This window comes from Variovorax pasteuri (assembly GCF_051216435.1).
In the GTDB taxonomy this organism is placed as follows: domain Bacteria; phylum Pseudomonadota; class Gammaproteobacteria; order Burkholderiales; family Burkholderiaceae_C; genus Variovorax.
The window spans coordinates 30,484-56,096 of record NZ_JBPJZS010000003.1 but is presented as its reverse complement, the minus strand read 5'-3'; the positions used below and the strand labels follow the sequence as shown (position 1 = coordinate 56,096).

The 25,613-nt window shown below is 67.3% G+C and carries 22 protein-coding genes and 1 riboswitch; of the genes, 4 read left to right on the top strand and 18 right to left on the bottom strand.

Annotated features, from left to right (window positions below):
- Positions 1 to 66 precede the first annotated feature (66 nt).
- From ACSFBM_RS13730 to ACSFBM_RS13695, 8 genes are all read right to left on the bottom strand, one after another.
- Complete coding sequence (locus ACSFBM_RS13730; RefSeq protein WP_435484844.1) at positions 67 to 2,070, bottom strand: acetyl/propionyl/methylcrotonyl-CoA carboxylase subunit alpha; 2,004 nt, start codon at positions 2,068 to 2,070, stop codon at positions 67 to 69.
- 110 nt (positions 2,071 to 2,180) lie between these two features.
- Complete coding sequence (locus tag ACSFBM_RS13725; protein WP_435484843.1) at positions 2,181 to 2,855, bottom strand: DUF4126 domain-containing protein; 675 nt, start codon at positions 2,853 to 2,855, stop codon at positions 2,181 to 2,183.
- 9 nt (positions 2,856 to 2,864) lie between these two features.
- The gene (locus ACSFBM_RS13720) at positions 2,865 to 3,365 is read right to left on the bottom strand and encodes an SMI1/KNR4 family protein (RefSeq protein WP_435484842.1); all 501 of its coding nucleotides are present in this window, start codon (positions 3,363 to 3,365) and stop codon (positions 2,865 to 2,867) included.
- A gap of 5 nt (positions 3,366 to 3,370) precedes the next feature.
- Complete coding sequence (locus ACSFBM_RS13715; protein ID WP_435484841.1) at positions 3,371 to 4,174, bottom strand: enoyl-CoA hydratase/isomerase family protein; 804 nt, start codon at positions 4,172 to 4,174, stop codon at positions 3,371 to 3,373.
- A gap of 22 nt (positions 4,175 to 4,196) precedes the next feature.
- Positions 4,197 to 5,060: an alpha/beta hydrolase family protein gene (locus ACSFBM_RS13710; protein WP_435484840.1), complete on the bottom strand. Its 864-nt coding sequence runs from the start codon at positions 5,058 to 5,060 to the stop codon at positions 4,197 to 4,199.
- 21 nt (positions 5,061 to 5,081) lie between these two features.
- The gene (locus tag ACSFBM_RS13705; protein ID WP_435484839.1) at positions 5,082 to 6,716 is read right to left on the bottom strand and encodes a carboxyl transferase domain-containing protein; all 1,635 of its coding nucleotides are present in this window, start codon (positions 6,714 to 6,716) and stop codon (positions 5,082 to 5,084) included.
- A complete protein-coding gene (locus tag ACSFBM_RS13700; protein WP_435484838.1) occupies positions 6,713 to 8,401 on the bottom strand; it encodes an AMP-binding protein in 1,689 nt (562 codons plus the stop codon). Before ACSFBM_RS13700 ends, ACSFBM_RS13705 begins: the two co-directional genes overlap by 4 nt.
- A gap of 143 nt (positions 8,402 to 8,544) precedes the next feature.
- The gene (locus ACSFBM_RS13695; RefSeq protein WP_435436751.1) at positions 8,545 to 9,717 is read right to left on the bottom strand and encodes an isovaleryl-CoA dehydrogenase; all 1,173 of its coding nucleotides are present in this window, start codon (positions 9,715 to 9,717) and stop codon (positions 8,545 to 8,547) included.
- A 139-nt stretch (positions 9,718 to 9,856) separates the two neighbouring features.
- On the opposite strand from ACSFBM_RS13695, the gene ACSFBM_RS13690 reads away from it, so the two are divergent.
- Complete coding sequence (locus tag ACSFBM_RS13690) at positions 9,857 to 10,885, top strand: AraC family transcriptional regulator (protein WP_435484837.1); 1,029 nt, start codon at positions 9,857 to 9,859, stop codon at positions 10,883 to 10,885.
- A 4-nt stretch (positions 10,886 to 10,889) separates the two neighbouring features.
- Here ACSFBM_RS13690 and ACSFBM_RS13685 read toward each other — a convergent pair whose 3' ends face one another.
- The 10 genes from ACSFBM_RS13685 to ACSFBM_RS13640 form a co-directional block, all read right to left on the bottom strand.
- Complete coding sequence (locus tag ACSFBM_RS13685) at positions 10,890 to 11,216, bottom strand: thioredoxin family protein (RefSeq protein WP_435484836.1); 327 nt, start codon at positions 11,214 to 11,216, stop codon at positions 10,890 to 10,892.
- A gap of 62 nt (positions 11,217 to 11,278) precedes the next feature.
- On the bottom strand, positions 11,279 to 11,971 hold the full coding sequence (locus ACSFBM_RS13680) for an HAD family hydrolase (protein ID WP_435484835.1): 693 nt from the start codon (positions 11,969 to 11,971) through the stop codon (positions 11,279 to 11,281).
- A gap of 641 nt (positions 11,972 to 12,612) precedes the next feature.
- Positions 12,613 to 14,499, bottom strand: a complete 1,887-nt coding sequence (gene thiC / locus ACSFBM_RS13675; RefSeq protein WP_435484834.1) for a phosphomethylpyrimidine synthase ThiC — start codon at positions 14,497 to 14,499, stop codon at positions 12,613 to 12,615.
- Positions 14,500 to 14,592: 93 nt separating this feature from the next.
- A riboswitch (TPP riboswitch) is annotated at positions 14,593 to 14,698 on the bottom strand.
- Positions 14,699 to 14,724: 26 nt separating this feature from the next.
- Positions 14,725 to 15,156, bottom strand: coding sequence for a YchJ family protein (locus ACSFBM_RS13670; RefSeq protein ID WP_435484833.1), 432 nt, complete (start codon positions 15,154 to 15,156; stop codon positions 14,725 to 14,727).
- A gap of 99 nt (positions 15,157 to 15,255) precedes the next feature.
- Positions 15,256 to 16,386: an acyl-CoA dehydrogenase family protein gene (locus tag ACSFBM_RS13665; protein ID WP_435484832.1), complete on the bottom strand. Its 1,131-nt coding sequence runs from the start codon at positions 16,384 to 16,386 to the stop codon at positions 15,256 to 15,258.
- Between the two features lie 43 nt (positions 16,387 to 16,429).
- Positions 16,430 to 17,686 carry a glutamate carboxypeptidase gene (locus ACSFBM_RS13660; protein ID WP_435484831.1) on the bottom strand — a complete coding sequence of 419 codons (1,257 nt, stop codon included), beginning with the start codon at positions 17,684 to 17,686 and terminating at the stop codon, positions 16,430 to 16,432.
- 91 nt (positions 17,687 to 17,777) lie between these two features.
- Positions 17,778 to 18,962 (bottom strand): acetyl-CoA C-acyltransferase, encoded by a 1,185-nt coding sequence (locus tag ACSFBM_RS13655; protein ID WP_435484830.1) that lies wholly within the window; start codon positions 18,960 to 18,962, stop codon positions 17,778 to 17,780.
- Between the two features lie 56 nt (positions 18,963 to 19,018).
- Positions 19,019 to 20,839, bottom strand: coding sequence for a bifunctional isocitrate dehydrogenase kinase/phosphatase (gene aceK / locus ACSFBM_RS13650; protein ID WP_435436742.1), 1,821 nt, complete (start codon positions 20,837 to 20,839; stop codon positions 19,019 to 19,021).
- A 27-nt stretch (positions 20,840 to 20,866) separates the two neighbouring features.
- On the bottom strand, positions 20,867 to 21,658 hold the full coding sequence (gene can / locus ACSFBM_RS13645; RefSeq protein ID WP_435484829.1) for a carbonate dehydratase: 792 nt from the start codon (positions 21,656 to 21,658) through the stop codon (positions 20,867 to 20,869).
- A 29-nt stretch (positions 21,659 to 21,687) separates the two neighbouring features.
- On the bottom strand, positions 21,688 to 22,125 hold the full coding sequence (locus ACSFBM_RS13640) for a MerR family transcriptional regulator (RefSeq protein WP_435484828.1): 438 nt from the start codon (positions 22,123 to 22,125) through the stop codon (positions 21,688 to 21,690).
- Between the two features lie 128 nt (positions 22,126 to 22,253).
- On the opposite strand from ACSFBM_RS13640, the gene ACSFBM_RS13635 reads away from it, so the two are divergent.
- The 3 genes from ACSFBM_RS13635 to ACSFBM_RS13625 are packed head-to-tail and all read left to right on the top strand — an operon-like array spanning position 22,254 to position 25,590.
- Complete coding sequence (locus tag ACSFBM_RS13635; protein ID WP_435484827.1) at positions 22,254 to 23,312, top strand: MBL fold metallo-hydrolase; 1,059 nt, start codon at positions 22,254 to 22,256, stop codon at positions 23,310 to 23,312.
- 53 nt (positions 23,313 to 23,365) lie between these two features.
- On the top strand, positions 23,366 to 24,673 hold the full coding sequence (locus ACSFBM_RS13630) for a leucine-rich repeat-containing protein kinase family protein (RefSeq protein ID WP_435484826.1): 1,308 nt from the start codon (positions 23,366 to 23,368) through the stop codon (positions 24,671 to 24,673).
- Positions 24,670 to 25,590, top strand: a complete 921-nt coding sequence (locus ACSFBM_RS13625; RefSeq protein WP_435436737.1) for a pseudouridine synthase — start codon at positions 24,670 to 24,672, stop codon at positions 25,588 to 25,590. Before ACSFBM_RS13630 ends, ACSFBM_RS13625 begins: the two co-directional genes overlap by 4 nt.
- Positions 25,591 to 25,613 lie beyond the last annotated feature (23 nt).

The window sequence follows — 25,613 nt, the reverse complement described above, 5'->3', positions numbered from 1 at the left end:
GGAGATCCTTGAGTGATGACTACCGCAGCTGATACGGGCGGCCGCCCGGAACGGGGTTAACTTTTTTCAGGCCGCCGCCGCACTCATCCGCAGCAATTCGTCGCCCTCGGCCACCTGCTCGCCCGGGGAGAACATCAGCTCCTCCACCGTGCCGTCGGCCGGCGCGGCGATCGTGTGCTCCATTTTCATGGCCTCCATCACCGCCAGCGGCTGGCCGCGCGTGACCTTGTCGCCGGCCTTCACGGCGAAGGACACGACCTTGCCGGGCATCGGCGCGGTGAGCCGGCCGCCTTCGGCCTGGGTCTCGCCGGCATGCGCGAGGCGGTCGATGGTGGTGATCTTCGTCGCGCCCTTCGAAGCGAAGATGTGCGACGTGGCGCCGTCGACGTGCACGGCCAGCGTCTGGCGCGTGCCGGCGAATTCCACCTCGAACTCGCCGGTCGGGAACTGGCCGATCACCAGCGGGCCTTCGGCGCCGCCGGCTTCCAGCCACAGGCTGCCGTCGCGCTTGTAGGTCAGCAGGGCAATCTGCTCGGCGCCGCGAAACTCGAAGTCGAAGCGACGCAGGTACTCGCCGTGCGAGCGCCAGCCGTCGCGGCGCGCGAAGGGGTCGGGCAACTTGCCGGGCCATTCGGTGACGAGCGTTCGCGTGATGGCCGCCGCGGCGGCCAGCGGCAGGCCCAGGGCCTCCCGGTCGAACAGCACGGCGCGTTCGCGCTCGATCAGCGCGGTGTCGAGGTTGGCCTTCGCGAACGATTCGGTGGCCAGGATGCCGCGCAGGAACTGCACGTTGGTCTGCACGCCCACGATCTGCACCTGCGCCAGCGCGGCGTCGAGCCGGGCCAGCGCCTCGTCGCGCGTGGCGCCGTGCACGATGAGCTTGGCGATCATCGAGTCGTAGAAGGGCGAGATCTCGCCGCCCTCGCGCACGCCATCGTCAATGCGTACGCGGCTGCGCTGGAATGCGGTGGCTTGCGGCTTGCGGTACACGCGCAAGGTGCCGGTGGCGGGCAGGAAGTTGTTGTCGGGGTTCTCGGCGCAGATGCGCGCCTCGATGGCGTGGCCGTGAATCTTCAGGTCCGCCTGCTTCGCAGGCAACGGTTCGCCCGATGCCACGCGCAGTTGCCACTCGACGAGGTCCAGCCCGGTGATGGCTTCGGTGACAGGGTGCTCCACCTGCAGGCGGGTGTTCATCTCCATGAAGAAGAAATTCATCTCTCCGCCGTCGCGCTGCTCGACGATGAACTCCACCGTGCCCGCGCCCACGTAGTTCACCGCGCGTGCTGCCGACACGGCGGCGTCGCCCATCTGCTTGCGCATGGCCTCGGTCATGCCGGGCGCGGGCGCTTCCTCCAGCACCTTCTGGTGGCGCCGCTGCACCGAGCAGTCGCGCTCGAACAGGTAGACGTAGTTGCCCTGCGTGTCGCCGAACACCTGGATCTCGATGTGGCGCGGGCGCTGCACGTACTTCTCGATCAGCACCGCGTCGTCGCCGAAGCTGTTGATCGCTTCGCGTTGGCACGACGCCAGCGCGGCGGCGAAGTCTTGCGCCTTGTCGACCGCACGCATGCCCTTGCCGCCGCCGCCGGCGCTGGCCTTGATGAGCACCGGGTAGCCGATGCGGTCGGCCTCGCGCTGCAGCAGTTGCGGGTTCTGGTCATGGCCGTGGTAGCCGGGCACCAGCGGCACGCCGGCCTTTTCCATCAGCTGCTTCGACTCGGCCTTCAGGCCCATGGCCTTGATGGCCGAGGGCGGCGGGCCGATGAAGACCAGGCCCGCGTCGGCGCAGGCCTGCGCGAACTCTTCGTTCTCGCTCAGGAAGCCGTAGCCCGGGTGCACCGCCTCGGCGCCCGTGGCCTTGGCGGCTTCGAGGATGCGCTCCCAGCGCAGGTAGCTGTCCTTGGGCGCGCTGCCGCCGATGTGGACCGACTCGTCGCAGGCGCGCACATGGTTGGCATGCGCGTCGGCATCGGAATACACGGCCACGGTGCGAATGGCCATGCGGCGTGCGGTGGCGGCAACGCGGCACGCGATTTCACCGCGATTGGCGATCAGGATCTTCTTAAACATGGAGTGCTTTCGCGGTGAAATCGCCTGCGCACGCTGCGCGTGCCATGCAATTTGGCTTCGCCGCTGCGCCGCTTCGCGGCTGGTCACCGCGATTGGCGATCAGGATCTTCTTAAACATTCGGAGTGTCTCCCGGAGGATTCTTTTTCAGTTGAAACGCGGGCACCACGCCTGGATCGGATCGGCCGCTGAAGATGCGGGCCACGCGGGCGAACAGCGCCTTGAGGAAACGCCAGCTCTTGCGAATGAGCCACACGCTCGCCACAAGCACCAGCACGAACAGCACCAGAAAGACGAAGGGGTGCGCCACCGCGAGCCACAGCCCCGCCGGCACCATCGTGTCCTCGACCAGCGAAGCGCCCACGTTGGAGAACGGCTCGGGCGAGGTGTTGATGGCCGCGCGCGTGGTGGCCTTGGCCGCATGCGCGGTGGCCGCGAAGCCGCCGCCCACCAGTGCGGCGACGACGGCCAGCACGCCGTGGTCGGCGCCGAACACGCTGGCCGCGAGCGCTGCGCCGGCCGGGATGCGGATGGCGGTGTGCACCATGTCCCACAGCGAATCGAGGCCGGGAATCTTGTCGGCGAAGAACTCGATGAACACCATGAAACCGCTGGCCGCGATGACCACCGGATGCGCCAGCAGCTGCAGCCCGCTGGGCAGCGGCACCCAGCCGAAGTAGCCGACCACGCCCGTCAGCAGCACGACCAGGTAGAGCCGCACGCCGCTGGCCCAGCCGATGGCGGCGGCCAGTGCGAGCAGTTGGGGCATGTCGAGGCTGGTGTTCATGGGCGGCCCTCAGTCGAATTCGATCGTGCCGGCTTCCATGGAAGCCACGAGGTCCGCGAGCCATGCATCGACGGACGCATGCTCCACGGGGCGGTCTTCGTCGGCTTTCCAGAAGGCGACGAGTTGCCCCGGCTGGCCGCCGCCTTCCGCATCGATGTCCACGCACAGGTAGCTGCCACCGCCGTTCGACAGAAAAGGCACCCAGCCGCGCCGCCAGGTGGCAGGGTCTTCGAAGTCGGTGCCGATCATGTCGTCCAGCATCTCCTTGGTGTCGGCGATGTCCCCGAGCGCGCTGAACATGCGGTTGTGCTGCAGGCTGTCGAAGTTGCTGTTCGGCTGGCCGTCGCGCCAGCGGTAGAGCGCGCGGAAAGCCTCGGGCAGCTTGAGCGAAAACTTCGCCTCGAAGGCATCGAGGTCGTCATCGCCCACGCCGGGCCGCAGCGACGCGTGGTAGTCCGCGCGGTGGGCGGACAGCCACGCGTCCATGCGTTCGATGAGTGTGTGCGGCATGGGCGTCAGGCCTTGGCTGCCAGCCATGACGGCTTGCGCTTCTGCAGGAAGGCCTGCACGCCCTCGCGGCCTTCGTCGCTCGCGCGGATGTCGGCGATGCCCTCGACGGTCTTGGCGATCAAGGCGTCGTCGATCTCGCGGCCGTCCACCTCGGCAATCAGCTGTTTGCAGGCGCGCACGGCGGCCGGGCTCGCGCCGGTGAGTGCCTTGACGAGTTCGTCGACCTTGGCATCGAGCGCGTCGGCGGCGACCACTTCGTGCACGAAGCCGATGCGGTGCGCCTCGGCGGCCGTGAAGCGCTCGGCCGTGAGGAAGTAGCGCTGCGAGGCGCGCGTGCCCATGGCGCGAAGCACGTAGGGGCTGATGGTCGCGGGCACGAGGCCGATCTTCACTTCGCTCAGACAGTACCAGGCGGTGTCCACGCTTACCGCCATGTCGCAGGCCGCGACCAGCCCCATGCCGCCCGCATACACATCGCCCTGCACGCGCGCGATGGTGGGCTTGGGGCACTCGGCGATGGTGCGCAGCATGGCGGCCAGCTTGCCCGCGTCGGCGATGTTCTCGTCGCGCGTGTAGTCGGCCATGCGGCGCATCCAGTTGAGGTTGGCGCCCGCGCAGAAGGCCGGGCCGCTCGCGCCGAGCACGATGGCTTTCACCTGCGCGGCGGCGCCGGCTTCGGTGAAGGCCCGCGTCAGCTCGGCGATGACGACATCGTCGAAGGCGTTGCGTGCGTCGGGCTGGTCGAGCCAGATGCGCGCGACGGGGCTTTCGCCGTCGATGGAAAGTTTCAGCTTGGTGTAGTCGCTCATGTCCGTTGTGTCTTGTCTGTCTTCATTGCACCTGCCGGGCCAGGCCCAGCTTCGCGAGGAACTGGTCCACCATGGGCACCCAGATCGCGGTGTTGTCGCGGCCTTCGAAGAAGGCGTGGCCGTCGTTGCCGTAGGGCGGCACGCCCTCGAAGCGCACGTCGACGCCCTGGGCCTTGTACGCCGCCAGCAGGCGGCTCGCCAGCGCGGGCCCGAAGAAATGATCGTTCTCGGAATAGACCCACAGCATCGGTACCTTCGTGGTCGAGGCGTAGCGGCCGAAGGCATCGACCAGCTTCGCTTCGTTGCACACGTCGTCCGGCCCGCGCGAGCCGCGTCCGCCCGCGAAGTTGATGGTGCCGACCACGCCGGCCGGGTTCAGGCTCGACAGCGCCAGCACGCCGAAGCCGCCGGCCGACTTGCCCAGCAGCACCATGTGCTGCGCATCGGCATACGGCAGCGAGCGCGCGTAGTCGAGCGCCGCGCCGATGTCCTTCGCGGTTTCGAGCCCGGCGTGCACGTAGTCGGGGTTGGCGCAGCTGAAGTAGTTCTCGGCCCACGGCCCGTCGGACTTTCCGTAGCCGCGGCGCAGCGGGTTGATGACCAGGAAGCCACGCTTCGCGAAGAACTCGGCCTGCCGCGCATAGCGGTCCTGCATCTTCGGAAAGTCGGTGGGCGAGCGCGGCGTGCCGTGGTTGATCACCAGCACCGGAAACGGGCCGTCGCCCTCGGGCCTGTATTCGGTGGCGGCGAGCTTGATGTGCGACTCGCCGAAGAAGCCCTTGACCGCCATCGGTATCTCGACGTCGCGGCGCGCCACGTTCTGCGCGTGCGCGCCCAGCGACATGCAAAGCAAGGCGGTGATGAGCGAGAGGCGGCGCAGCGTCATGAAAGCGTCTCCGTGCGGTTCCTACATGCGGAAGATGCCGAACTTGGGCTCGGGAATCGGTGCATTGCGCGACGCCGCCAGGCCCAGCGCCAGCACGCGGCGCGTGTCGGCCGGATCGATGATGCCGTCGTCCCAGATGCGCGCGGTGGCGTAGTAGGGGTGGCCCTGGTCTTCGTACTGCTGGCGGATGGGGGCCTTGAAGGCTTCTTCCTCTTCCTTGCTCCAGCTGCCGCCCTTCAGCTCGATGCCGTCGCGCTTCACCGTGGCCAGCACGCTCGCGGCCTGCTCGCCGCCCATGACGCTGATGCGCGCGTTGGGCCACATCCAGAGAAAGCGCGGGCTGTACGCACGCCCGCACATGCCGTAGTTGCCGGCGCCGAAGCTGCCGCCGATGATGATGGTGAACTTGGGCACGTTGGCTGTGGCCACCGCCGTCACCATCTTGGCGCCGTGGCGCGCGATGCCTTCGTTCTCGTACTTGCGGCCCACCATGAAGCCGGTGATGTTCTGCAGGAACACCAGCGGGATCTTGCGGTGGCAGCACAGCTCGATGAAGTGCGCGCCCTTCTGCGCCGACTCGCTGAACAGGATGCCGTTGTTGGCGATGATGCCCACGGGCATGCCTTCGATCTCGGCAAAGCCGCAGACCAGCGTGGCGCCGAAGCGGGCCTTGAACTCGTGGAACTCGCTGCCGTCGACGATGCGCGCAATGATCTCGCGCACGTCGAAGGGCTTGCGCGTGTCGGTGGGGATCACGCCGTAGAGCTCTTCGCGCGGGAACGCGGGCTGGCGCACCTCGGCACCGCCCTTGGCTGCTGCCGGCGCCTCGGCCGCCTTCGCATTGAGGTTGGCCACCGCGGTGCGCGCCAGCGCCAGCGCATGCAGGTCGTTCTGCGCCAGGTGGTCGGCCACGCCCGACAGGCGCGTGTGCACGTCGCCGCCGCCCAGGTCTTCGGCCGTGACCACCTCGCCGGTGGCCGCCTTCACGAGCGGCGGGCCGCCCAGGAAGATGGTGCCCTGGTTCTTCACGATGATCGATTCGTCGCTCATCGCCGGCACGTAGGCGCCGCCTGCCGTGCACGAGCCCATGACCACCGCGATCTGCGGGATGCCCTGGGCGCTCATGTTGGCCTGGTTGTAGAAGATGCGGCCGAAGTGGTCGCGGTCGGGAAACACCTCGTCCTGGTTCGGCAGGTTGGCGCCGCCCGAGTCCACGAGGTAGATGCAGGGCAGGCGGTTTTGCTCGGCGATTTCCTGCGCGCGCAGGTGCTTCTTCACCGTCATCGGGTAGTAGGTGCCGCCCTTCACCGTGGCGTCGTTGCAGACGACCATGCAGTCGACGCCGTTCACCCGGCCAATGCCCGCGATGAGGCCCGCGCCGGGCGCCGACTCGGCCCCCTTGGCGTCGAGGTACATCGCATGCGCGGCCAGCGGCGCGATCTCCAGGAAGGGCGTGCCCGGGTCCAGCAGCTCGGCCACGCGGTCGCGCGGCAGCAGCTTGCCGCGTGCCGTGTGCTTGGCGCGTGCGGCCTCGCCGCCACCCTGCTCCACCTTGGCGAACTGCGCCTGCAGGTCATCGACCAACGCGCGCATCGCCGCGGCGTTCGCCTGGAAATCGGCCGAACGCGCATTCAGTTTGGTTTCGAGTTTGCTCATGCTGTCTTTTCTTTCGTCAGGCCGAGCTGCTCGGTCATGGCGTCGCGGATCTTGAATTTCTGGATCTTGCCGGTCACCGTCATCGGGAACTCGGTGACGAACTGGATGTACTTCGGCACCTTGTAGTGCGCGATCTGGCCCTTGCAGAAGTCGCGGATCTCGGTGTCCGTCGCGCTCTGGCCGGGCTTGACGATGATCCAGGCGCACAGCTCCTCGCCGTACTTCCTGTCGGGCAGGCCGACGACCTGCACGTCCTGCACCTTCGGGTGGCGGTACAGGAACTCCTCGATCTCGCGCGGGTAGATGTTCTCGCCGCCGCGGATCACCAGGTCCTTGATGCGCCCGACGATGTTGACGTAGCCCTCGGCGTCCATCGTTGCCAGGTCGCCCGTGTGCATCCAGTGCTCGGCGTCGATGGCTTCGCGCGTGCGCGGCTCGTCTTCCCAGTAGCCGTGCATCACCGAGTAGCCGCGGGTGCAGAGCTCGCCCGATTGGCCGGTCGGCACGATCGCGCCGGTCTCGGGGTCGATGATCTTCACCTCCAGGTGCGGCTGCACCGTGCCCACGGTGGACACGCGCTTGTCCAGCGGCGTGTCGGTGCTGCTCTGGCAGCTCACGGGGCTGGTCTCGGTCATGCCGTAGGCGATGGTGATCTCGCCCAGGTGCATCTGGTCGACCACGCGCTTCATCACCTCGGTGGGGCACGGCGAGCCGGCCATGATGCCGGTGCGCAATGTCGAGAGGTCGAACTCCTTGAAGCGCGGATGGTCGAGCTCGGCGATGAACATCGTGGGCACGCCGTGCAGCCCGGTGCACTTCTCGGCCTGCACGGTCTCCAGCACGGTGAGCGGATCGAAGCCGTCGTTCGGGTAGACGATGGCCGAGCCGTGCGTGAGGCAGGCCAGGTTGCCCAGCACCATGCCGAAGCAGTGGTACAGCGGCACGGGAATGCACAGCTTGTCGACGGGCGAGAGCTTCATGCACTCGCCGATGAAGAAGCCGTTGTTCAGGATGTTGCGGTGCGTGAGCGTCGCACCCTTGGGAAAGCCCGTGGTGCCGCTGGTGAACTGGATGTTGATGGGGTCGGTGGCCTTCAGCGTCTTCTGGACCTGCGCGATGCGCGCGTCGGTCGCGTCACCGCTCGCAAGCAGCTGCGAGAAGCGCTGCATGCCGGGCTGCTCATCTTCCGCATGGCTCTGCCCGGGCTTGTCGATCCAGAACGTGTGCAGCAGCTGCGGCAGCTTCGCCGGGCCCAGCTCGCGCAGCATGCCGAGGTAGTCGCTGGTCTTGAACTGCGCCATCGTCACCAGCGCCTTGCAGCCGACCTTGTTGAGCGCGTACTCGAGCTCGGAGGTGCGGTAGGCCGGGTTGATGTTGACGAGGATCAGGCCGACCTTGGCGGTGGCGATCTGCATCAGCACCCACGGCACGTTGTTGTGCGACCAGATGCCCACGCGGTCGCCGGGGGCGAGGCCGAGGTTCAGCAAGGCGCTCGCGAGCTTGTTCGACTCGGCCTGCAACTCGCGGTAGGTGTAGCGCTGGCCTTGGTGGCGGCTGATGAGCGCTTCACGGTCGGGGTGCTTCTCGACCATGTCGTCGAAGAAGTCGCCGATGGGTTGTTCGATGAGGGGGACGTCGGTGGCGCCCTTGCCGTAGCTCTCGGTCAACGAAACAGTCATGTTCATGTCCTTGTCTCCTTTGTCTGGCTCCTTCCCCCTTTGGGGGAAGGTTGGGATGGGGGCAAGCGGCGTCTGTTCGGCGCTGCGCCTCGTCGAAGGCCGCGTGCCCCCACCCCTGCCCTCCCCCGAAAGGGGAGGGAGAAAGCAGCCTACGCCGTTTCCGCGAACAGCTCGCGACCGATCAGCATCCGGCGAATCTCGCTCGTGCCCGCACCGATCTCGTACAGCTTGGCATCGCGCCACAGCCGCTCCACCGGAAAGTCCTTCGTGTACCCCACGCCGCCCAGCGCCTGGATCGCCTCGCCGGCCATCCACGTCGCCTTCTCGGCCGAGTACAGGATCGCGCCGGCCGCGTCCTTGCGGAAGGTGCGCGCATGGTCGTTGCGGTCGCAGGCCTTGCCCACGGCGTACACGTAGGCCCGTGTGGCCTGCCACGTCGAGTACATGTCGGCCAGCTTGCCCTGCATCAGTTGGAACTCGCCGATGCTCTGGCCGAACTGCTTGCGCTCGTGCACGAAGGGCAGCACCGCGTCCATGCACGCGGCCATGATGCCCAGCGGGCCGCCGGACAGCACCGCGCGTTCGTAATCGAGCCCACTCATCAGCACCTTGGCGCCCAGACCTTCGCCGCCCAGCACGTTTTCTTCGGGCACCTCGCAGTTGTCGAAGAACAGCGGATAGGTGTTGGAGCCGCGCATGCCCAGCTTGTCGAGCTTGGTGCCGGCCGAGAAGCCCTTGAAGTTCTTCTCGACGATGAAGGCCGTCATGCCGCGCGCGCCCATCTCGGGCTCGGTCTTGGCGTAGATGACCAGCGTGTCGGCGTCGCCGCCGTTGGTGATCCACATCTTGCCGCCGTTGAGCACGTAGAAGCCGTTCTTCTTCTCGGCCTTGAGCTTCATGCTCACCACGTCGGAGCCGGCGTTGGGCTCGCTCATGGCCAGCGCGCCGACGTGCTCGCCGCTCACCAGCTTGGGCAGGTATTTCTTCTTCTGCGCGTCGCTGCCGTTGCGGTGGATCTGGTTCACGCACAGGTTGGAGTGCGCGCCGTACGACAGGCCCACCGAGGCCGAGGCACGCGAGACTTCTTCCATGGCCACGATGTGCGCCAGGTAGCCCAGCTCGGTGCCGCCGAACTCTTCCTTCACCGTCATGCCGTGCAGGCCGAGCTCGCCGAGCTTCTGCCAGAGGTCGTGCGGGAACAGGTTGTCGCGGTCGATGTCGGCAGCGCGCGGCGCGATTTCGTTCGCCGCAAAGTCCTGGATGGCGCTGCGCAGCGCGTCGATGGTGTCGCCCAGGTCGAAGTTCAGGCCGGGATCGTGCATGTGTCTTGTCTCCTCTGAGGGGTCGGCGCGCAGGGCTGCCCACGCGGTATGGCGCTTGGAACAACACAGCTTACGCCCGGTAGCGCCGCAATTGGCGCCACAATGGTTGCAAATTGCGCCACGCCCGGCCCGCCAAACCATGTCGTCCCCGTCGTTCCTCAGACCCGCCCGTGCCGTCACGCCGATGGCCTTCGTGAGAGCCATCGTGCAGGGCTACGCGCGCTATGACAAGGACCCGTCCGAGGCGCTGAAGGCGGCACAGATCACGCCGCGTGAACTGGCCCGGCCCGGTGCGCGGGTGACGGCCGCGCAGTTCGAGGCGCTGTCGGACCATGCCATGCAGGAGCTCGACGACGAGGCGCTCGGCTGGTTCTCGCGGCGCCTGCCCTGGGGCAGCTACGGCATGCTGTGCCGCGCCTCGCTGAGTTCGCCCGACCTGGGCGTGGCCATCAAGCGCTGGTGCCGACACCACCGGCTGCTGACGGAGGACATCGGCTTGGCGCTCGACGTGGCGGGCGGCGTGGCCACGCTGCGCATCACCGAGAACCGCCCGCTGGACGATGACTTTCGCGAGTTCTGCCTGGTAACCAGCCTGCGCTTCATGCACGGCTACATGTGCTGGGCGATCGACTCGCGCATTTCGCTGCGCCACGCGAGCTTTCCGTTCGCCGCGCCGGCGCATGCCGACGCCTATGCGCCGATGTTCACGCCCGACGTGCGCTTCGATGCGCCGCAGGCAAGCATCAGCTTCGACGAGCGCTACCTCGCCCTGCCGCTGCAGCGCGACGAGCGTGCGCTGCGCACGATGCTCAAGCGCGCACTGCCGCTGACGATCCTGCAGTATCGGCGCGACCGGCTGCTGGGCCAGCGCGTGCGCGAGCTGCTGCGTTCACGCGCCAGCGAGGCGACCACGGCCGAGGCGCTGGCCGGCCTGCTCAACGTATCGAGCCGCACGCTGCACCGGCAACTGCACGAGGAAGGCACCTCGCTGCAGGCGCTGAAGAACGAAGTGCGCCACGCGATGGCGGTCGACCAGCTGCGGCGCACGACGCGGCCGATCAAGCAGGTGGCGCTGGCCGTGGGATTTCGCAACGAGAAGAGTTTTTCGCGTGCGTTCCTGCAGTGGACGGGGCATGCGCCGCGCGATTTCCGCCAGCAGGGGCTGTAGCGCGTCAGCCGGGTTGGGCGATTTTCGCCAGCGCGTCGGCGATCGACTGGCTGTCTTCCGGACGCACCAGCTTCGCGATCTCCTTGCCATCGCGCATGAACACCAGCGTGGGCCAGAGCCGCACGTTGAACGAGCGGCCCAGCGGCCGGCCGCTGCCGTCTTCCACCTTGATGCGGGGCACGTCCGGGTACTTGGCAAAGGCCTCGGCAATATGGGGCTGCGCGGCCTTGCAGATGCCGCACCAGTTGGTGCCGAACTCGACCACGGCGGGGCCGGTGCGTGCGTCGATCTCGGTGCGTTCGGGTTGCTCGGTCTTGTATTCGGAGGTCATGGGGGCGTTCCTTGCTGTGTGCCTTGTGGCGCGGCGGTCGAGCCCCTCATTGCATCAGAAACTCAGGCCGCCTGCAGCCCGTAGCCCGAAAGCAGCGCGGGCAATTCGGCCATGTCGCTGAACACCCGCGCCACGCCCACGCTCAGCAGCGGGCCGGGGCCGCTGTGGCCCGACTCGCCGGTGCTGTAGCCGAACACCGTGGCGCCCGCGGCCACGCCGGCCATCGCGCCGGTGACCGTGTCCTCGACCACCGCGCAACGCTTCGGGTCCACGCCGAGGGCTTCGGCCGCGGCAAGGTACACGTCGGGGTGCGGCTTGGAACGGGGCATTTCATGGCCGCTGAAGATGCGGCCCTGGAAGCAGTCGAGCAGGCCGACCTTGGCGAGCTGCAATTCGACCTTGTGGCGGTCGGCGCCCGAGGCGCAGGCGATGCGGCCCTTGAGCAGGGTGTGGATCTGGCGGATTGCCGCGGGGGCGTGCGGGATGGCGACGAGGTCGCGCTCCAGCGCCTCGTTGCGGCGCGCGCGAAAGCGCTTGAGCCACTCGTCGGTGATCTTCACGCCGGTCTTCGACTCGATGAGCGCGGCTTCGTCCTTCACGGCCTTGCCGGTGAAGGTGTTCATCGACTCTTCGGTGGTGAGGTGCCAGCCGAGTTCGCCGAGCATGTCGGCGAGCACGCGGTTGGTGATGGGTTCGGAGTCGACCAGGACGCCGTCGCAGTCGAAGAGGACTGCGGTGAAAGGGAATTGGGGCATTTGGGGTTCTTGGCTTGGCTAATGGCTTGGGGGGATGGTAGCAATTGGTTTTTTCCCGGGGCCGGGTCTCGCCCCGGCGGGCGACTTACTTTCTTTGCTTCGCCAAAGAAAGTAAGCAAAGAAAGGCGACCCCTGCTGGCTGCGTCCCTTCGCTTCGCTACGGGCAACCTGCGGTGCTCACGTTTCGCGGGGTCTCGCCCAAACTCGCTTCGCTCAGACAAGGGCGAGCCCTGATCCGCGAAACGCTGCGCTCCTCGGCGCATCCAGAAGGGGTGGGGATACCAGCGGGCCGTCGCTGCGCTCGGCTTCCGAATTGCCAACAGCCAACCCTAAAGACCCCATACCAACCGCCGCAGGCGCGCAGCGCCTGCGGCGGCTTGGCCGAGCGAAGCAATGGCCCGATTGGTCTGCACCCCCTCTGGCTGCGCCGAGGAGCGCAGTGTTTCGCGGATCAGGGCTCGCAGCTGTTTGAGCGAAGCGAGTTCTGCGAGACCCCGCGAAACGCGAGCACCGCAGGTTGCCCCGTAGCGCAGCGCAGGGGTCGCAGACAGTGGGGTCGCCTTTTCTTTGCTTACTTTCTTTTGGCGAAGCAAAAGAAAGTAAGTCGCCCGCCGGAGCGAGTCCCGGCCCCGGGAAAAAAACTAAGACACAGCCCGAATAGGAATGTAGATCTCTCCCCCCCCCGCCATGAACTCCTTGGACTTCTGCTCCATCCCCTCAGCCACAGCAGCAGCCTCAGCCACTCCCTTCTTGGCCGCGTACTCCCGCACCTCCTGCGTGATCTTCATGGAGCAGAACTTCGGCCCGCACATAGAGCAGAAGTGCGCCACCTTGCTGGAGTCCTTGGGCAGCGTCTCGTCATGGAACTCGCGCGCAGTGTCCGGGTCCAGGCCCAGGTTGAACTGGTCCTGCCAGCGAAACTCGAAACGCGCCTTGCTCAGCGCATCGTCACGCGACCGAGCCCCCGGATGCCCCTTGGCCACGTCCGCCGCATGCGCCGCGATCTTGTAGGCAATGATCCCCTGCTTCACGTCATCACGATCAGGCAACCCGAGATGCTCCTTGGGCGTCACGTAGCAAAGCATCGCAGTGCCGGCCCAGCCGATCATCGCGGCCCCGATGGCACTGGAGATGTGGTCGTAGCCCGGCGCAATGTCGATGGTCAGCGGCCCGAGCGTGTAGAACGGCGCCTCGTGGCAGTGCTTGATCTGCTCGTCCATGTTGGCCTGGATCATGTGCATCGGCACATGGCCCGGCCCTTCGATCATGGTCTGCACGTCGTGCTTCCACGCGACCTGGGTGAGCTCGCCCAGCGTGCGCAGCTCGGCGAACTGCGCCTCGTCGTTGGCGTCCGCGCCCGAGCCCGGACGCAGCCCGTCGCCCAGCGAGAAGCTCACGTCGTACGCCTTCATGATGTCGCAGATGTCCTCGAAGCGCTCGTACAGGAAGCTCTCCTTGTGATGCGCAATGCACCACTTGGCCATGATCGAGCCGCCGCGCGACACGATGCCCGTCATGCGGTCGGCCGTCAGGTGAATGAACGGCAGCCGCACACCGGCGTGGATGGTGAAGTAGTCGATGCCCTGCTCCGCCTGCTCGATCAGCGTGTCGCGGAAGATCTCCCAGGTCAGGTCTTCGGCCACGCCGCCCACCTTCTCCAGCGCCTGGTAGATCGGCACGGTGCCGATGGGCACCGGCGAGTTGCGCACGATCCAGTCGCGCGTGGTGTGGATGTTCTTGCCGGTCGACAGGTCCATCACGTTGTCGGCGCCCCAGCGAATGGCCCACACCAGCTTCTCGACCTCTTCCTCGATGCTCGAGGTGACGGCCGAGTTGCCGATGTTGGCGTTGATCTTCACCTTGAAGTTGCGCCCGATCGCCATCGGCTCGACTTCGGGATGGTTGATGTTGGCCGGAATGATCGCGCGGCCCCGGGCCACCTCGTCGCGCACGAACTCGGGCGTGATGATGCGCGGAATGCTGGCGCCCATCGGGTTGCCGGCCACGCGCTTCGCACGCTCCTCGTTGGCGAGGTACTCGGCCATCCATTCGCGCTTGCCGTTCTCGCGCAGTGCCACGTATTCCATCTCGGGGGTGACGATGCCTCGGCGTGCGTAGTGCATCTGCGTGACGTTGGCGCCCGACTTTGCGCGGCGCGGCGTGCGCTGCAAGGCCGAGGCGGCGGCGCGCAGCTCGGCCAGGCGCAGGGCGTCATGGTCGTGGGCGTGCTTCAGGCCCTCGTCGAGCGCCTGGTGCGAGCGGCCTTCGTAACTTTCGGTGTCGTTGCGCTCGGCGATCCATGCGCCGCGCACGTCGGGCAGGCCGCGGCGCACGTCGATGTCGACCTTGGCGTCGGTGTACGGGCCCGAGGTGTCGTAGAGCGACACCGTCTCGCCGTTGGTCAGCAGCACGTCGCGCACCGGCACGTTGAGGTCGGGCCGGCTGCCCGGAATCAGGCACTTGTGGGAGGCGGGGAAAGGCTCTCGCGTGAGCGAAAGCAGGGAGGTGAACTTGTCGGGCGCATTCATCGGGGGGCACTCCTTGTTGAGGGAAAGGGTGCTCCGCAATCGCTCGATGGACTTCGGCAAAAGCCCGTCACGGAAGGGGAGTGACGGACCGAAGTCAGGGAGTGCAGCTCTTCTTACGCCGGTATGACCCGGATCAAGTTCGCGGGTCGGCAGCTTTGCCATCTCAGCACACCACATGTGTGCACCCCGGAGCGGGGCTGATTGTGCGAGCCCTGGCCCGGCGCGTCAACCCGCAGGCTGCTGCAGGTCGCCGTCGAGGTAGTACCAACGGTCGCCTTCGCGCACGAAGCGACTGCGCTCGTGCAGGCGGGTGGCCGTGCCGGTGCTGCTGCGCTGGCGGGCGACGAATTCGACCTCGGCATGGTCGGAGTCGAGCACCGAGCGCGAACGGATGTCCAGCCCCAGCCATTTGACGCCCGGCTCGAACTCGATCGAGGCCGGCCGTTTGGCGGCGTCCCAGGTGGCGAGCAGGTACTCGGCGCGTTCCAGCACGAAGGCCGAATAGCGCGAACGCATCAGCGATTCGGCGTCCGGCGCGGGGGTGTTCTCGAAATCGTCGAGATAGCGGCCGCAGCACAGGGCATAGCCGATGGGCTTGTCGCGGCGGTCGGCGCGGCCGCAGGGGCAAGGTCCGGTGGGAGGGTCGATGGCGCTCATGAAGACCGCTATTGGAACACCTCGCGGGCCCCGGGCCGAGAGGGCAAGCCCGAAGCCGCCCGGGAAGCCCCCCCGCAGCCCCGGCCTGCCGCCCTTCGTTCAGGCCAGCGCGCGTTGAATCAGCAGCTTCTGGATGTCCGACGTGCCTTCGTAGATCTGGCACACGCGCACGTCGCGGTAGATGCGCTCCAGCGGAAAGTCGTTCACGTAGCCGTAGCCGCCCAGCGTCTGGATGGCGGCGCTGCACACGCGCTCGGCCATCTCGCTCGCGAAGAGCTTGGCCATGGCTGCCTCCTTCAGGCACGGCCGGCCGGCGTCGCGCAGGCTGGCGGCGTGCCAGATCAGTTGACGCGCAGCCTCGATCTGCGTCGCGCAGTCGGCCAGGCGGAAGCCCACGGCCTGCTGGTCGAAGATCGCGCCGCCGAAGGCCTGGCGCTCCTTGGCATAGGCCAGCGCCACATCGAAGGCGCTGCGCGCCATGCCCACGCTCTGCGCGGCGATGCCGATGCGCCCGCCCTCGAGCGCGCCGAGCGCAATCTTGTAGCCCTCGCCTTCCGCGCCGATGAGGTTCTCGCGCAGGATGCGGCAGCCGTCGAAGTTGATCTGCGCGGTGTCGCTGCTGTGCTGGCCCAGCTTGTCTTCCAGCCGCGCCACGTGGTAGCCGGGCGCATCGGTCGGCACGATGAACGCGCTCATGCCGCGCTTGCCCGCGCCCTTGTCGGTCACGGCGATGACGATGGCCACCTGGCCGTTCTTGCCGCTGGTGATGAACTGCTTCACGCCGTCGATGACGTAGCCGTCGCCGTCCTTGCGCGCCGTGGTGCGCAGGCTCGATGCGTCGCTGCCGGCCTGCGGCTCGGTGAGGCAGAAGGCGCCGAGCATCTGCCCTTGCGCCAGCGGCTCCAGCCATTGCTTCTTCTGTGCGGCATTGCCGTAGCGCATCAGGATGGCGTTGACCGGGCAGTTGGTCACGCTGATGGCGGTGCTGGTGCCGCCGTCGCCGGCCGCGATTTCTTCCAGCACCAGCGCCAGCGTGAGGTAGTCGAGGCCGGCGCCGCCGTGCTCTTCCGGCACGCAGATGCCGTAGGCGCCCAGCGCGGCCAGACCCTGGTGGGCCTCCTTGGGGAAGCTGTGTTCGCGGTCCCACGTGGGGGCGTGGGGCCACAGCTCGGCTTGCGAAAAATCGCGTACCGCGTCGCGAATGGCTTCCTGGTCGGCGCTGAGCAGCATGGCGTTGTCTCCTGTCTTTGTTTTCGGTTCGGGGATTGCTTGCTTACTTGCCGGCGCCCAGGTCCATGATCAGCCGCGCGGCCATGTACAGGCGGCGCGGAATGGCGCTGATGTCCACGTACTCGGCCTTGTCGCTGTGGTAACCGAAGCCCGGCAGGCCCAGGCTTTCGATCACCGGCTTGCCCGAGAGCGCCGCGTAGGCCGCGTCGGTGCCGCCGCCGGTGCGCTCTTCCACGCCCAGGGTGCCGCCGGCTTCCTTGTAGAAACCCACGGCCTTGTCGACCAGCTTCTTGCCGCCTTCGCCGGCATTGAAGGCCGGGCGGCCGCGCGTGATGAGCACCTTGACGTCGGCCTCGGGCAGCTTCTTCTGCTGCGCGCGCTCTTCGAGCGTCTTCATGGCGGCGTCGAAGTCTTCGTTGCGCGCGTAGCGCACGTCGGCGTTCAGCGTGGCGCTGGCGGGGATGATGTTCGACACGTTGCCGGCCTTGGCAATGGTCCAGTTGAAGCGCAGGTTCTTGGCCTTGTCGTCGATGTTCATCGTGCGCAGCACGAGGTCGGACGCCTCGACCAGCGCATTCACGCCCAGTTCGGGCGCGGCGCCCGCGTGCGAGGCCTTGCCGGTGATGTTGACCTGCACGTAGGCGATGCCCGAGGTGCCCAGCGAGAGCTTCTCGTCGCCGGCGCCGGTGGGCTCGAAGGAGAGCACGTAGTCGGCCAGCTTGGCCTCTTCCTGGATCAGGTCGCGCGAACCGAAGGAACCCTTTTCCTCGTCGGTGTTGAACAGCACGGTGATGGTGCCGTAGTCGCGCACGCCGTAGTCCTTCAGCAGCTTGAGCGTGTGCAGGATGACGGCGTTGCCGCCCTTGTCGTCGGCGATGCCGGGGCCGTAGGCCTTGTCGCCCTCGACCTTGAACGGCGCCTTGGCGAGCGTGCCCTTCAGGTACACGGTGTCCATGTGCGACATCAGCAGCAGGTTCTTGCCGCCGCGGCCCTTGAGCTTGCCCACGATGTTGTCGCCCACCACGATGCCGGCCGACTTGCTGCGCGTGACGGTGAAGCCCAGGCTCTTGAGCTCGCCCTCGAGGTAGTTGCCGGCGGCGGCGATGCCTTCGGCGTCACCGGTGCCGGTCTCGATGTTGACGAGTTTCTCCAGCGTCTTGATCACCGCGGGCTGCTCGTCGGTGGCAGCCTGGAACAGCACGTTGTCGCGCTTCTGGGCCCAGGCGGCGGGTGCCATGAAGGCAGCGGCCAGCATGGCGCTGATGGCGGTAACGGCGGTACGGTGGATGGATGGGCGCATGAAATCTCCTGCTCTACGCATGTTTTGAAGTATCCGAAAAAGAAAAAGCCGGCGGGCGCCCGTTGTCCGGACGCCCGCCGACCCTTGGTCGTTATAGCAATTCGAGTGCCACCGCCGTGCCTTCGCCCCCGCCGATGCACAGCGTGGCCACGCCGCGCTTCTTGCCGCGCGCCTTCAGCGCATGGATCAGCGTGACCATGATGCGCGCGCCGCTCGCGCCGATCGGGTGGCCCAGCGCGCAGGCGCCGCCGTGCACGTTGACGATCTCGTGCGACACGTCGAGTTCGTGCATCAGCGCCATCGGGACCACCGCGAAGGCTTCGTTCACTTCCCACAGGTCCACGTCCTTCACCGCCCAGCCGGTCTTCTTGAACAGCTTGGCGACGGCCCCCACGGGCGCGGTCGAGAACCACTCGGGCTGCTGGGCGTGCGTGGCGTGGCCGACGATGCGCGCAATGGGCCTGGCGCCGATCTTCTTCGCGTGCGACTCGGTCATCATGACCAACGCGGCCGCGCCATCGTTGATCGACGAACTCGAGGCGGCGGTGATGGTGCCGTTCTCTTTCTTGAACGCGGGCTTGAGCGTGGGGATCTTGTCGAGCTTGACCTTGCCCGGGCCTTCGTCGATGGAGATCACGGTGTCGCCGCTGCGGCCCTTGACCGTGACGGGGGTGATCTCGTCCTTGAACAGGCCCGTTTCGGTCGCCTTCTTGGCGCGCTCCACGCTGGCGATGGCGAACGCATCCTGCTGTTCGCGCGTGAACTTGTACTTGGCGGCGCAGTCTTCGCCGAAGGTGCCCATGGAGCGGCCCGGCTGGTAGGCGTCTTCCAGGCCGTCGAGCATCATGTGGTCGAAGATGCGGTCGTGGCCCATGCGGTAGCCGCCGCGGCCCTTGAGCATCAGGTAGGGCGCGTTGGTCATGCTTTCCATGCCGCCTGCCACCATCACGTCGTGCGTGCCGGCCAGCAGCAGGTCGTGCGACAGCATGGCGGCCTTCATGGCCGATCCGCACATCTTGCTGAGCGTGACGGCCCCCGCGCTGTCGGGCAGGCCGCCCTTGTAGGCCGCCTGGCGCGCCGGTGCCTGGCCCTGGCCGGCCATCAGGCAGTTGCCGAACAGCACTTCGCCCACGCTGTCGGGCGCGATGCCGGCGCGCTCCACAGCGGCCTTGATGGCGGCGCCGCCCAGGTCGTGCGCGGAAAGCGAAGAGAAGTCGCCCTGGAAGCTGCCCATGGGGGTGCGGGCCAGGCCGACGATGACGATGGATTCGGACATGTGGAGGTCTCCTTCAGGAATGTGGAAGCGAAGCAAAAAACAAAAAAACCGGTTGCTCAGAAATGCGTTGCGTGGCCTTCATGCTGGAAGCGCTGCGATTCTTCGTACGGGAACACATCGAGCATCTGCCCGGCCTGGATGCGTTCCTTGTGGTGCTGCCAGAAGGCGGCGTCGAGCAGGTCGGCATGGTGCGCCATGAAGGCGGCGCGCACATCGGGGTTGCCCAGCAGGAAGGGCTCGAAGGTTTCGGGGAACACGTCCTTCGGGCCCACCGAGTACCAGACCTCGCCGCTCATTTCTTCTTCCTCGTTGCGCGGCGCGGGCACCTTGCGAAACTTGCAGTCGGTGACGTATTCGATCTCGTCGTAGTCGTAGAACACCACCTTGCCGCCGCGCGTGACGCCGAAGTTCTTCCACAGCATGTCGCCGGGAAAGATGTTGGCCGCGACCATGTCCTTGATGGCGTTGCCGTATTCGACCACCGCATGCTCCAGCTGGTCTTTCGCGCGCTTCGCATGCGCCGGGCTCTCGGGGGCGGCCAGCGTGTCGAAGGCTTCCTGCAGGTAGATGTTCAGCGGGATCATGCGGCGTTCGATGTAGACGTGCCGTAGCACCACCTCCATCTCCCCGTTGCCGTCGCGGTCGCCGATCTCGAGCTGGCTGGGCGCGAACTTCTGGATCTCCTCGATCAGCCCGGGCTCGAAGCGGTCGAGCGGAAAACCCACGTCGCTGTACTCCAGCGTGTCGGCCATGCGGCCCACGCGGTCGTGCTGCTTCACGAGCATGTACTTGCCCTTGATCTGCTCGCGCGTGGTGTCCTTCTGCGGCGGATAGAAGTCCTTGATGAGCTTGAACACGAACGGGAACGACGGCAGGTCGAACACCAGCATGACCATGCCCTTGATGCCAGGCGCGATGCGGAAGCGGTCGCTCGAATAGTTCAGGTGCGACAGGAAGTCGCGGTAGAACAGCGTCTTGCCCTGCTTGGCCAGGCCGAGCGCGTTGTAGATCTCGGCGCGCGGCTTGCGCGGCATGAGCGAGCGCAGGAACTGCACCCATGCCGAAGGCACCTCCATGTCGACCATGAAGTACGCGCGCGCAAAGCTGAACAGCATCTGCAGGTCGTCTTCGCCGAACAGCGCCGCGTCGATGTAGAACCTGCCGCGGCTGTCGTGCAGCACGGGCAGCGAGAACGGGATCTCGACGAAGCCGTTCATGATCCTGCCGACCACGTACGCGCCCTTGTTGCGAAAGAACAGCCCCGAGAGCACCTGCAGCTGGAAGTTGGCGCGCAGCTTCACCTGGTGAAAGCGGTTCAGGATGACCTGCGCCACGCGCTCGGCGTCGCGCCGCTTGTTGGCGAAGGTGCCCAGCAGCGCGAAGTCGTCGAGCATCTGCTCGACGGTGTCGGCCAGCGTCTCGGGCTTGGGGTAGTACGGCCGGTAGGTGGGCGCGCCGCGCGGCTCGATGTACTCGGTGCTGATGGCCGGGCGCACGAAGATGAAGTCGTTCTGGAAGTACGCGCGGTGCAGGATCTTGGTGGTCACCGAGTTGAAGAAGCTCTCGGCCAGCTCGGGCTGGTGGTGGTCCACCAGCAGCCCGATGTAGTGCAGCTTGACCTGGTGCCACACGTCCATCGGCTGCTCGCCGGCCTTGAACTCCTTTTCGAGCCGGGCCACGGCCTCGCTCACGCGCAGGTCGTAGAACTCGATGCGCTCGCGCTGCGCGCGCTGCTGGCCGTGCCAGTCGGCGGTTTCGAAGCGGTGCTTGGCGCGCGCCGACTCGGCGCGAAACAGCCGGTAGTGGCGGTTGAAGCCGTCCATCATCGCCTTGGCGATCTCATAGGCCAGCGGCGAGTCGAGGCGCTGCGGGAACATGGACGGGCCGAAAGGGAAACCGCTGGGTCAGGTTGCGGCGGCAGCGCCCGTGCCACCCGCCTCGGGCTGCGGCGTCATGGCCTGTGCTTCCTGCACGGCCTGGTTCACCTGCGCGCCCTGCGTGGTCAGCGCCTGCATCACCTCGCCCGGGCGGCTCCACTTGTAGCGGATGCGCTGCACCGCGGCCTTGTAGACGGAGTCCAGCGGCTTGGCGCCGTCGACGCTCAGGCCCAGGTCCTGCAGCAGGCCGTCGTGCACGCCGAAGGTCCAGCCGTGGATGCGCACCTTCTGGCCGCGCGCCCAGGCGTCGACCATCACGGTGCTCACGGCCACGTTGACCACCTGCTCGGCCACGTTCAGTTCGCACAGCGCATCGACGCGCGCCTCTTCGTCGGGCAGGCTCTCGAGCATGACGTGGTGGCGGTCGCGCACGTCCTGGATGTGGCGGATCCAGTTGTCGGCCAGGCCGATGCGCTTGCCGCTCAGCGCGGCCTTCACGCCGGCGCAGCCGTAGTGGCCCACCACCATGATGTGCTCGACCTTCAGGTGCTCCACGGCGAACTGGATCGCCGAGAGCGCATTCAGGTCGGAGTGCACCACGATGTTGGCAACGTTGCGGTGCACGAACACCTCGCCGGGCTCCAGCCCGGTGATCTGGTTGGCGGGCACGCGGCTGTCGGAGCAGCCGATCCACATGTAGCGTGGCGTCTGCTGCTTGACCAGGCTGGTGAAGAAACCGGGGCGGTCGCGCTCCATTTGCGCGGACCACGCACGGTTGTGGGCAAAGAGGTCGTCGAGGTTGTCAGTGTTGTCGGCCATAGTGGGTCTATTGTCGATGAGTCGTGTGTTCAGGTCCTGGCGCCGGCAAGCTTTGCGGATCGCGTCGCCTTGCCTGCCTTGTTCGCCTTCTGGGCCTTGGCCAGCGTGGCCTGTCCCTTTTTCTCGTGCTCGCGCACTTCCGCGAGGTTGGCCTGCAGTTCGGCCAACTGCGCCTCGAGCTGTGCCCGGTGGGTACCCAGCACGCCGAGGAATTTTTCCAGCTGCGGGACCGTGTCGCGCGGGCTGTCGTACATGTCGAGGATGTCCTTGGCCTCCGTCAGGCTCAGGCCGAGGCGCTTGGCGCGCAGCGTGAGCGTGAGCCGCGCCCGGTCGCGCGCGCTGTACACGCGCTGCAGCCCGGCGCGCTCGGGCGTGAGCAGGCCCATGTCTTCATAGAAGCGGATGGCCCGCGTCGTGAGGTCGAACTCCTTCGCGAGCTGGCTGATGGTGAAGGTGGACGCGGGCATGGCAGCGAGCAGCGGTGGTGGCAAAAGGGCGTTGCAGAAGGGGCGTTGCGGGGGCGACAGCAGATTCATGCGGCGATCCCTACAATGGTGCCCTTAACCCATGACGTTTACGTAAACGTCAATCTTACATGAACCTTCTCGAACGCGAACTCCACTACCCCCTGGGCGACACGCTGCCCCAGCCCGGCGAAGCGATGGAAGTGGCGCCCGGCGTGCGCTGGATCCGCATGCGGCTGCCCTTTGCGCTCGACCACATCAACCTCTGGCTGCTGCGCGACACCCTCGACGGCGTGGCCGGCTGGACGGTGGTGGATTGCTGCATTGCCCACGACGAGTCGCGCGCGCAATGGGAGCAGATCTTCGAGACCCAGCTGCAGGGCCTGCCGATCCTGCGCGTGATCGTCACCCACATGCACCCCGACCACATCGGCCTGGCCCACTGGCTGTGCGAACGCTGGAACGCGCCGATGTGGATCAGCGCCACCGACTACAACGTGGCCCGCGTGCTGAGCGCCAACGGCGACACCCTGGCGGGCGGCGAGCAGGCGGCGCGCTTCTTCGCCTCGCACGGCATGACCGACCCCGAGGCCATCGCCAAGATCCGCGGGCGCACCAACTACTACGCCGAACTGGTGCCCTCGGTGCCGGACACCTTCGTGCGCATGCTAGACGGCGACACCGTCACCATCGACGGCCACGCCTGGCGCTGCATCGTCGGCTACGGCCACGCGCCCGAGCACATCGCGCTGTACTGCGACGAACTCAAGCTGCTGCTGGGCGGCGACATGATGCTGCCGCGCATTTCCACCAACGTGAGCGTGCACGCGGGCGAGCCCGAGGCGAACTCGCTGCGCCTGTTCCTGGACAGCATCGACAAGTTCAAGGCGCTGCCCGCCGACACGCTCGGCCTGCCTTCGCACGGCAAGCCGTTCACCGGCATCCACCGCCGCGTCGACCAGCTGCAGGAGCACCATCGCGACCGGCTCGCCGAGCTGCTCGAAGCCTGCACGGCGAGCCCGATGACCGCGGCCGAAGGCCTGCCGATCCTGTTCAAGCGCGCGCTCGACCTGCACCAGATGACCTTTGCCATGGGCGAGTCCGTCGCCCACCTGCACCTGCTGTGGTTCGCGGGCCAGGTGAAGCGCGAGCTGGGCAAGGACGGCATCTACCGTTTCGGCGCCAGCTAAGGCGCCAACCAGGGCACCGCCGGCGGACATTGCAGGCCATTTAGACTCCCCGCATGAACACGCTGGCTGAGCTCCGCGCGGGCCAGCTGGCAGGCGCACAACGAATCGATCTCTCGTGCGGGCTCACCGAGTTCCCGCGCGAAATTTTCGACCTTGCCGATTCCCTCGAGGTGCTGAACCTGTCGGGCAACGCGCTGGCCACGCTGCCCGACGACCTGCACCGGCTGCACCGCCTGCGCGTGTTGTTCTGCTCGGACAACCGCTTCACCACGCTGCCCGAAGCCCTCGGCCGGTGCCGCGGCCTCGACATCGTCGGCTTCAAGGCCAACCGGATCCGCACCGTGCCGGAGGCCTCGCTGCCTGCGTCGCTGCGCTGGCTGATCCTGACCGACAACCTCATCGAGGAACTGCCCAATTCGCTCGGCCACTGCACAGGCATGCAGAAGCTGATGCTGGCGGGCAACCGGCTGCGTGCGCTGCCGCCTTCGATGGCCGGCTTCGGGCAGCTCGAACTGCTGCGCATCTCGGCCAACCGCTTCGAAACGCTGCCCGCCTGGCTGCTGTCGCTGCCGCGCCTGTCGTGGCTCGCCTGCGCGGGCAACCCCTTCGACACGCGGGCCGAAGACGCGGCGATCGCCGCGCAGTCGGTGCCGCACGTCGGCTGGCGCGAGCTGACGCTGGGCCGCAAGCTCGGTGAAGGCGCCTCGGGCGTGATCCACCAGGCCACGCTCGGCAAGGCGCAGCAGGTGGCCGTCAAGCTGTTCAAGGGGGCCGTCACCAGCGACGGCTGGCCGCACAGCGAAATGGCGGCCTGCATCGCGGCCGGCGCGCACCCCACGCTGATCGCCGCGCAAAGCCGCATCGACGGGCATCCCGAGGGCACGCAAGGCCTGGTGATGGGCCTGGTCGATCCGGCCTTCGTCACGCTCGCGGGGCCGCCGAGCCTGGCGTCGTGCACGCGCGACGTCTACGCGGGCGACGCGCGCTGGCCGTGCGACGTGGCCCTGCGCATCGCACGCGACATCGCCTCGGCCATGCAGCATCTGCATGCGCGCGGCATTCTTCACGGCGACCTCTACGCGCACAACATCCTGTGGCATGCGCAGCGCGGCGGCCGGCTCGGCGACTTCGGCGCGGCCTGGATGACCGGCGCGCTGGCCGCCGCGCAGGCGCGCGCGTTCCAGGGCCTGGAGATGCGCGCCTTCGGCTGCCTGCTGGAGGAGTTGATCGAACGCTGCACCGACGCCGTGCCGGCCTCGGTGGCGGCGCTGAAAGACCGCTGCCTGCAGCCCGACGCGACCGCGCGACCGTCGTTCGCAGAGGCGCTGCGGTTGCTGCAGCAGGCGTCTTCCTCGCCATGAGCCGACGCCCGCCGCCCCAACTGCCGCTGCCCACGCGCGACGGCGTCGGCCCGAGCTGCGTCGGCCTTCCGTACGGCCCCTGGCCCACCATCGCCGAGTTCCTGATCGAGCGCTTTCCCGCCATCACGCGCGAGGCCTGGATCGAACGCATCGAAGCCAACGACGTCGTCGACGAGCACCACGTGCCCGTGACCGTGGCGCGGCGCTACCAGTCGCCGCTGCGGGTGTACTACTACCGCGCGCTCGACAACGAAGTGCGCATTCCGTTCGAGGAGCACATCGTGTTCCAGGACGACGAGCTGCTGGTGGTCGATAAGCCGCCCTTCGTGCCCGTCACGCCCACCGGCAAGTACCTGCAGCAGAGCCTGCTGGTGCGCCTGAAGCGCAAGCTGCAGATCGACGAGCTCGTGCCGATGCACCGCATCGACCGCAGCACCTCGGGGCTGGTGCTGTTCTCGGTGCGCCAAGCCACGCGCGGCGCCTACCAGGCGATGTTTCCGGAGCGCCGCATCGACAAGCACTACGAGGCGGTCGTGCCCTGGCAGGAGGGCGTGTCGTCGGTGCCCGAGGTCTACCGCAGCCGGCTGGTCGACGACGACCACTTCATGCGCGTGCGCGAAGAACCCGGCGAGCCCAACTCCGAGACCCGCATCGAGGTGCAGGAGGTGCGCGACGGCCGCGCGCTGCTGAGGCTGTCGCCGGTCACGGGCCGCAAGCACCAGCTGCGCGTGCACTGCCAGGCGCTGGGCATGCCGATCGTGAACGACCCGATCTACCCCGTGCTGCTGCCCGAGGGCGCGGACGATTTCGGCAAGCCCTTGCAGCTGCTGGCGAAGTCGCTCTCGTTCGTCGACCCGCTCACCGGTGCGCTGCGCAGCTTTGAGAGCCCGCGGAGCCTGTCGCTGACACCGAGGTGACGCGCGCGCGGCGGTGCGCGCAC

Coding starts and splice junctions, on each gene's coding strand:
- ACSFBM_RS13730 (WP_435484844.1), bottom strand. CDS start 2,070: ATGTTTAAGAAGATCCTGATCGCCAATCGCGGTGAAATCGCGTGCCGC.
- ACSFBM_RS13725 (WP_435484843.1), bottom strand. CDS start 2,855: ATGAACACCAGCCTCGACATGCCCCAACTGCTCGCACTGGCCGCCGCC.
- ACSFBM_RS13720 (WP_435484842.1), bottom strand. CDS start 3,365: ATGCCGCACACACTCATCGAACGCATGGACGCGTGGCTGTCCGCCCAC.
- ACSFBM_RS13715 (WP_435484841.1), bottom strand. CDS start 4,174: ATGAGCGACTACACCAAGCTGAAACTTTCCATCGACGGCGAAAGCCCC.
- ACSFBM_RS13710 (WP_435484840.1), bottom strand. CDS start 5,060: ATGACGCTGCGCCGCCTCTCGCTCATCACCGCCTTGCTTTGCATGTCG.
- ACSFBM_RS13705 (WP_435484839.1), bottom strand. CDS start 6,716: ATGAGCAAACTCGAAACCAAACTGAATGCGCGTTCGGCCGATTTCCAG.
- ACSFBM_RS13700 (WP_435484838.1), bottom strand. CDS start 8,401: ATGAACATGACTGTTTCGTTGACCGAGAGCTACGGCAAGGGCGCCACC.
- ACSFBM_RS13695 (WP_435436751.1), bottom strand. CDS start 9,717: ATGCACGATCCCGGCCTGAACTTCGACCTGGGCGACACCATCGACGCG.
- ACSFBM_RS13690 (WP_435484837.1), top strand. CDS start 9,857: ATGTCGTCCCCGTCGTTCCTCAGACCCGCCCGTGCCGTCACGCCGATG.
- ACSFBM_RS13685 (WP_435484836.1), bottom strand. CDS start 11,216: ATGACCTCCGAATACAAGACCGAGCAACCCGAACGCACCGAGATCGAC.
- ACSFBM_RS13680 (WP_435484835.1), bottom strand. CDS start 11,971: ATGCCCCAATTCCCTTTCACCGCAGTCCTCTTCGACTGCGACGGCGTC.
- thiC (WP_435484834.1), bottom strand. CDS start 14,499: ATGAATGCGCCCGACAAGTTCACCTCCCTGCTTTCGCTCACGCGAGAG.
- ACSFBM_RS13670 (WP_435484833.1), bottom strand. CDS start 15,156: ATGAGCGCCATCGACCCTCCCACCGGACCTTGCCCCTGCGGCCGCGCC.
- ACSFBM_RS13665 (WP_435484832.1), bottom strand. CDS start 16,386: ATGCTGCTCAGCGCCGACCAGGAAGCCATTCGCGACGCGGTACGCGAT.
- ACSFBM_RS13660 (WP_435484831.1), bottom strand. CDS start 17,686: ATGCGCCCATCCATCCACCGTACCGCCGTTACCGCCATCAGCGCCATG.
- ACSFBM_RS13655 (WP_435484830.1), bottom strand. CDS start 18,962: ATGTCCGAATCCATCGTCATCGTCGGCCTGGCCCGCACCCCCATGGGC.
- aceK (WP_435436742.1), bottom strand. CDS start 20,839: ATGTTCCCGCAGCGCCTCGACTCGCCGCTGGCCTATGAGATCGCCAAG.
- can (WP_435484829.1), bottom strand. CDS start 21,658: ATGGCCGACAACACTGACAACCTCGACGACCTCTTTGCCCACAACCGT.
- ACSFBM_RS13640 (WP_435484828.1), bottom strand. CDS start 22,125: ATGCCCGCGTCCACCTTCACCATCAGCCAGCTCGCGAAGGAGTTCGAC.
- ACSFBM_RS13635 (WP_435484827.1), top strand. CDS start 22,254: ATGAACCTTCTCGAACGCGAACTCCACTACCCCCTGGGCGACACGCTG.
- ACSFBM_RS13630 (WP_435484826.1), top strand. CDS start 23,366: ATGAACACGCTGGCTGAGCTCCGCGCGGGCCAGCTGGCAGGCGCACAA.
- ACSFBM_RS13625 (WP_435436737.1), top strand. CDS start 24,670: ATGAGCCGACGCCCGCCGCCCCAACTGCCGCTGCCCACGCGCGACGGC.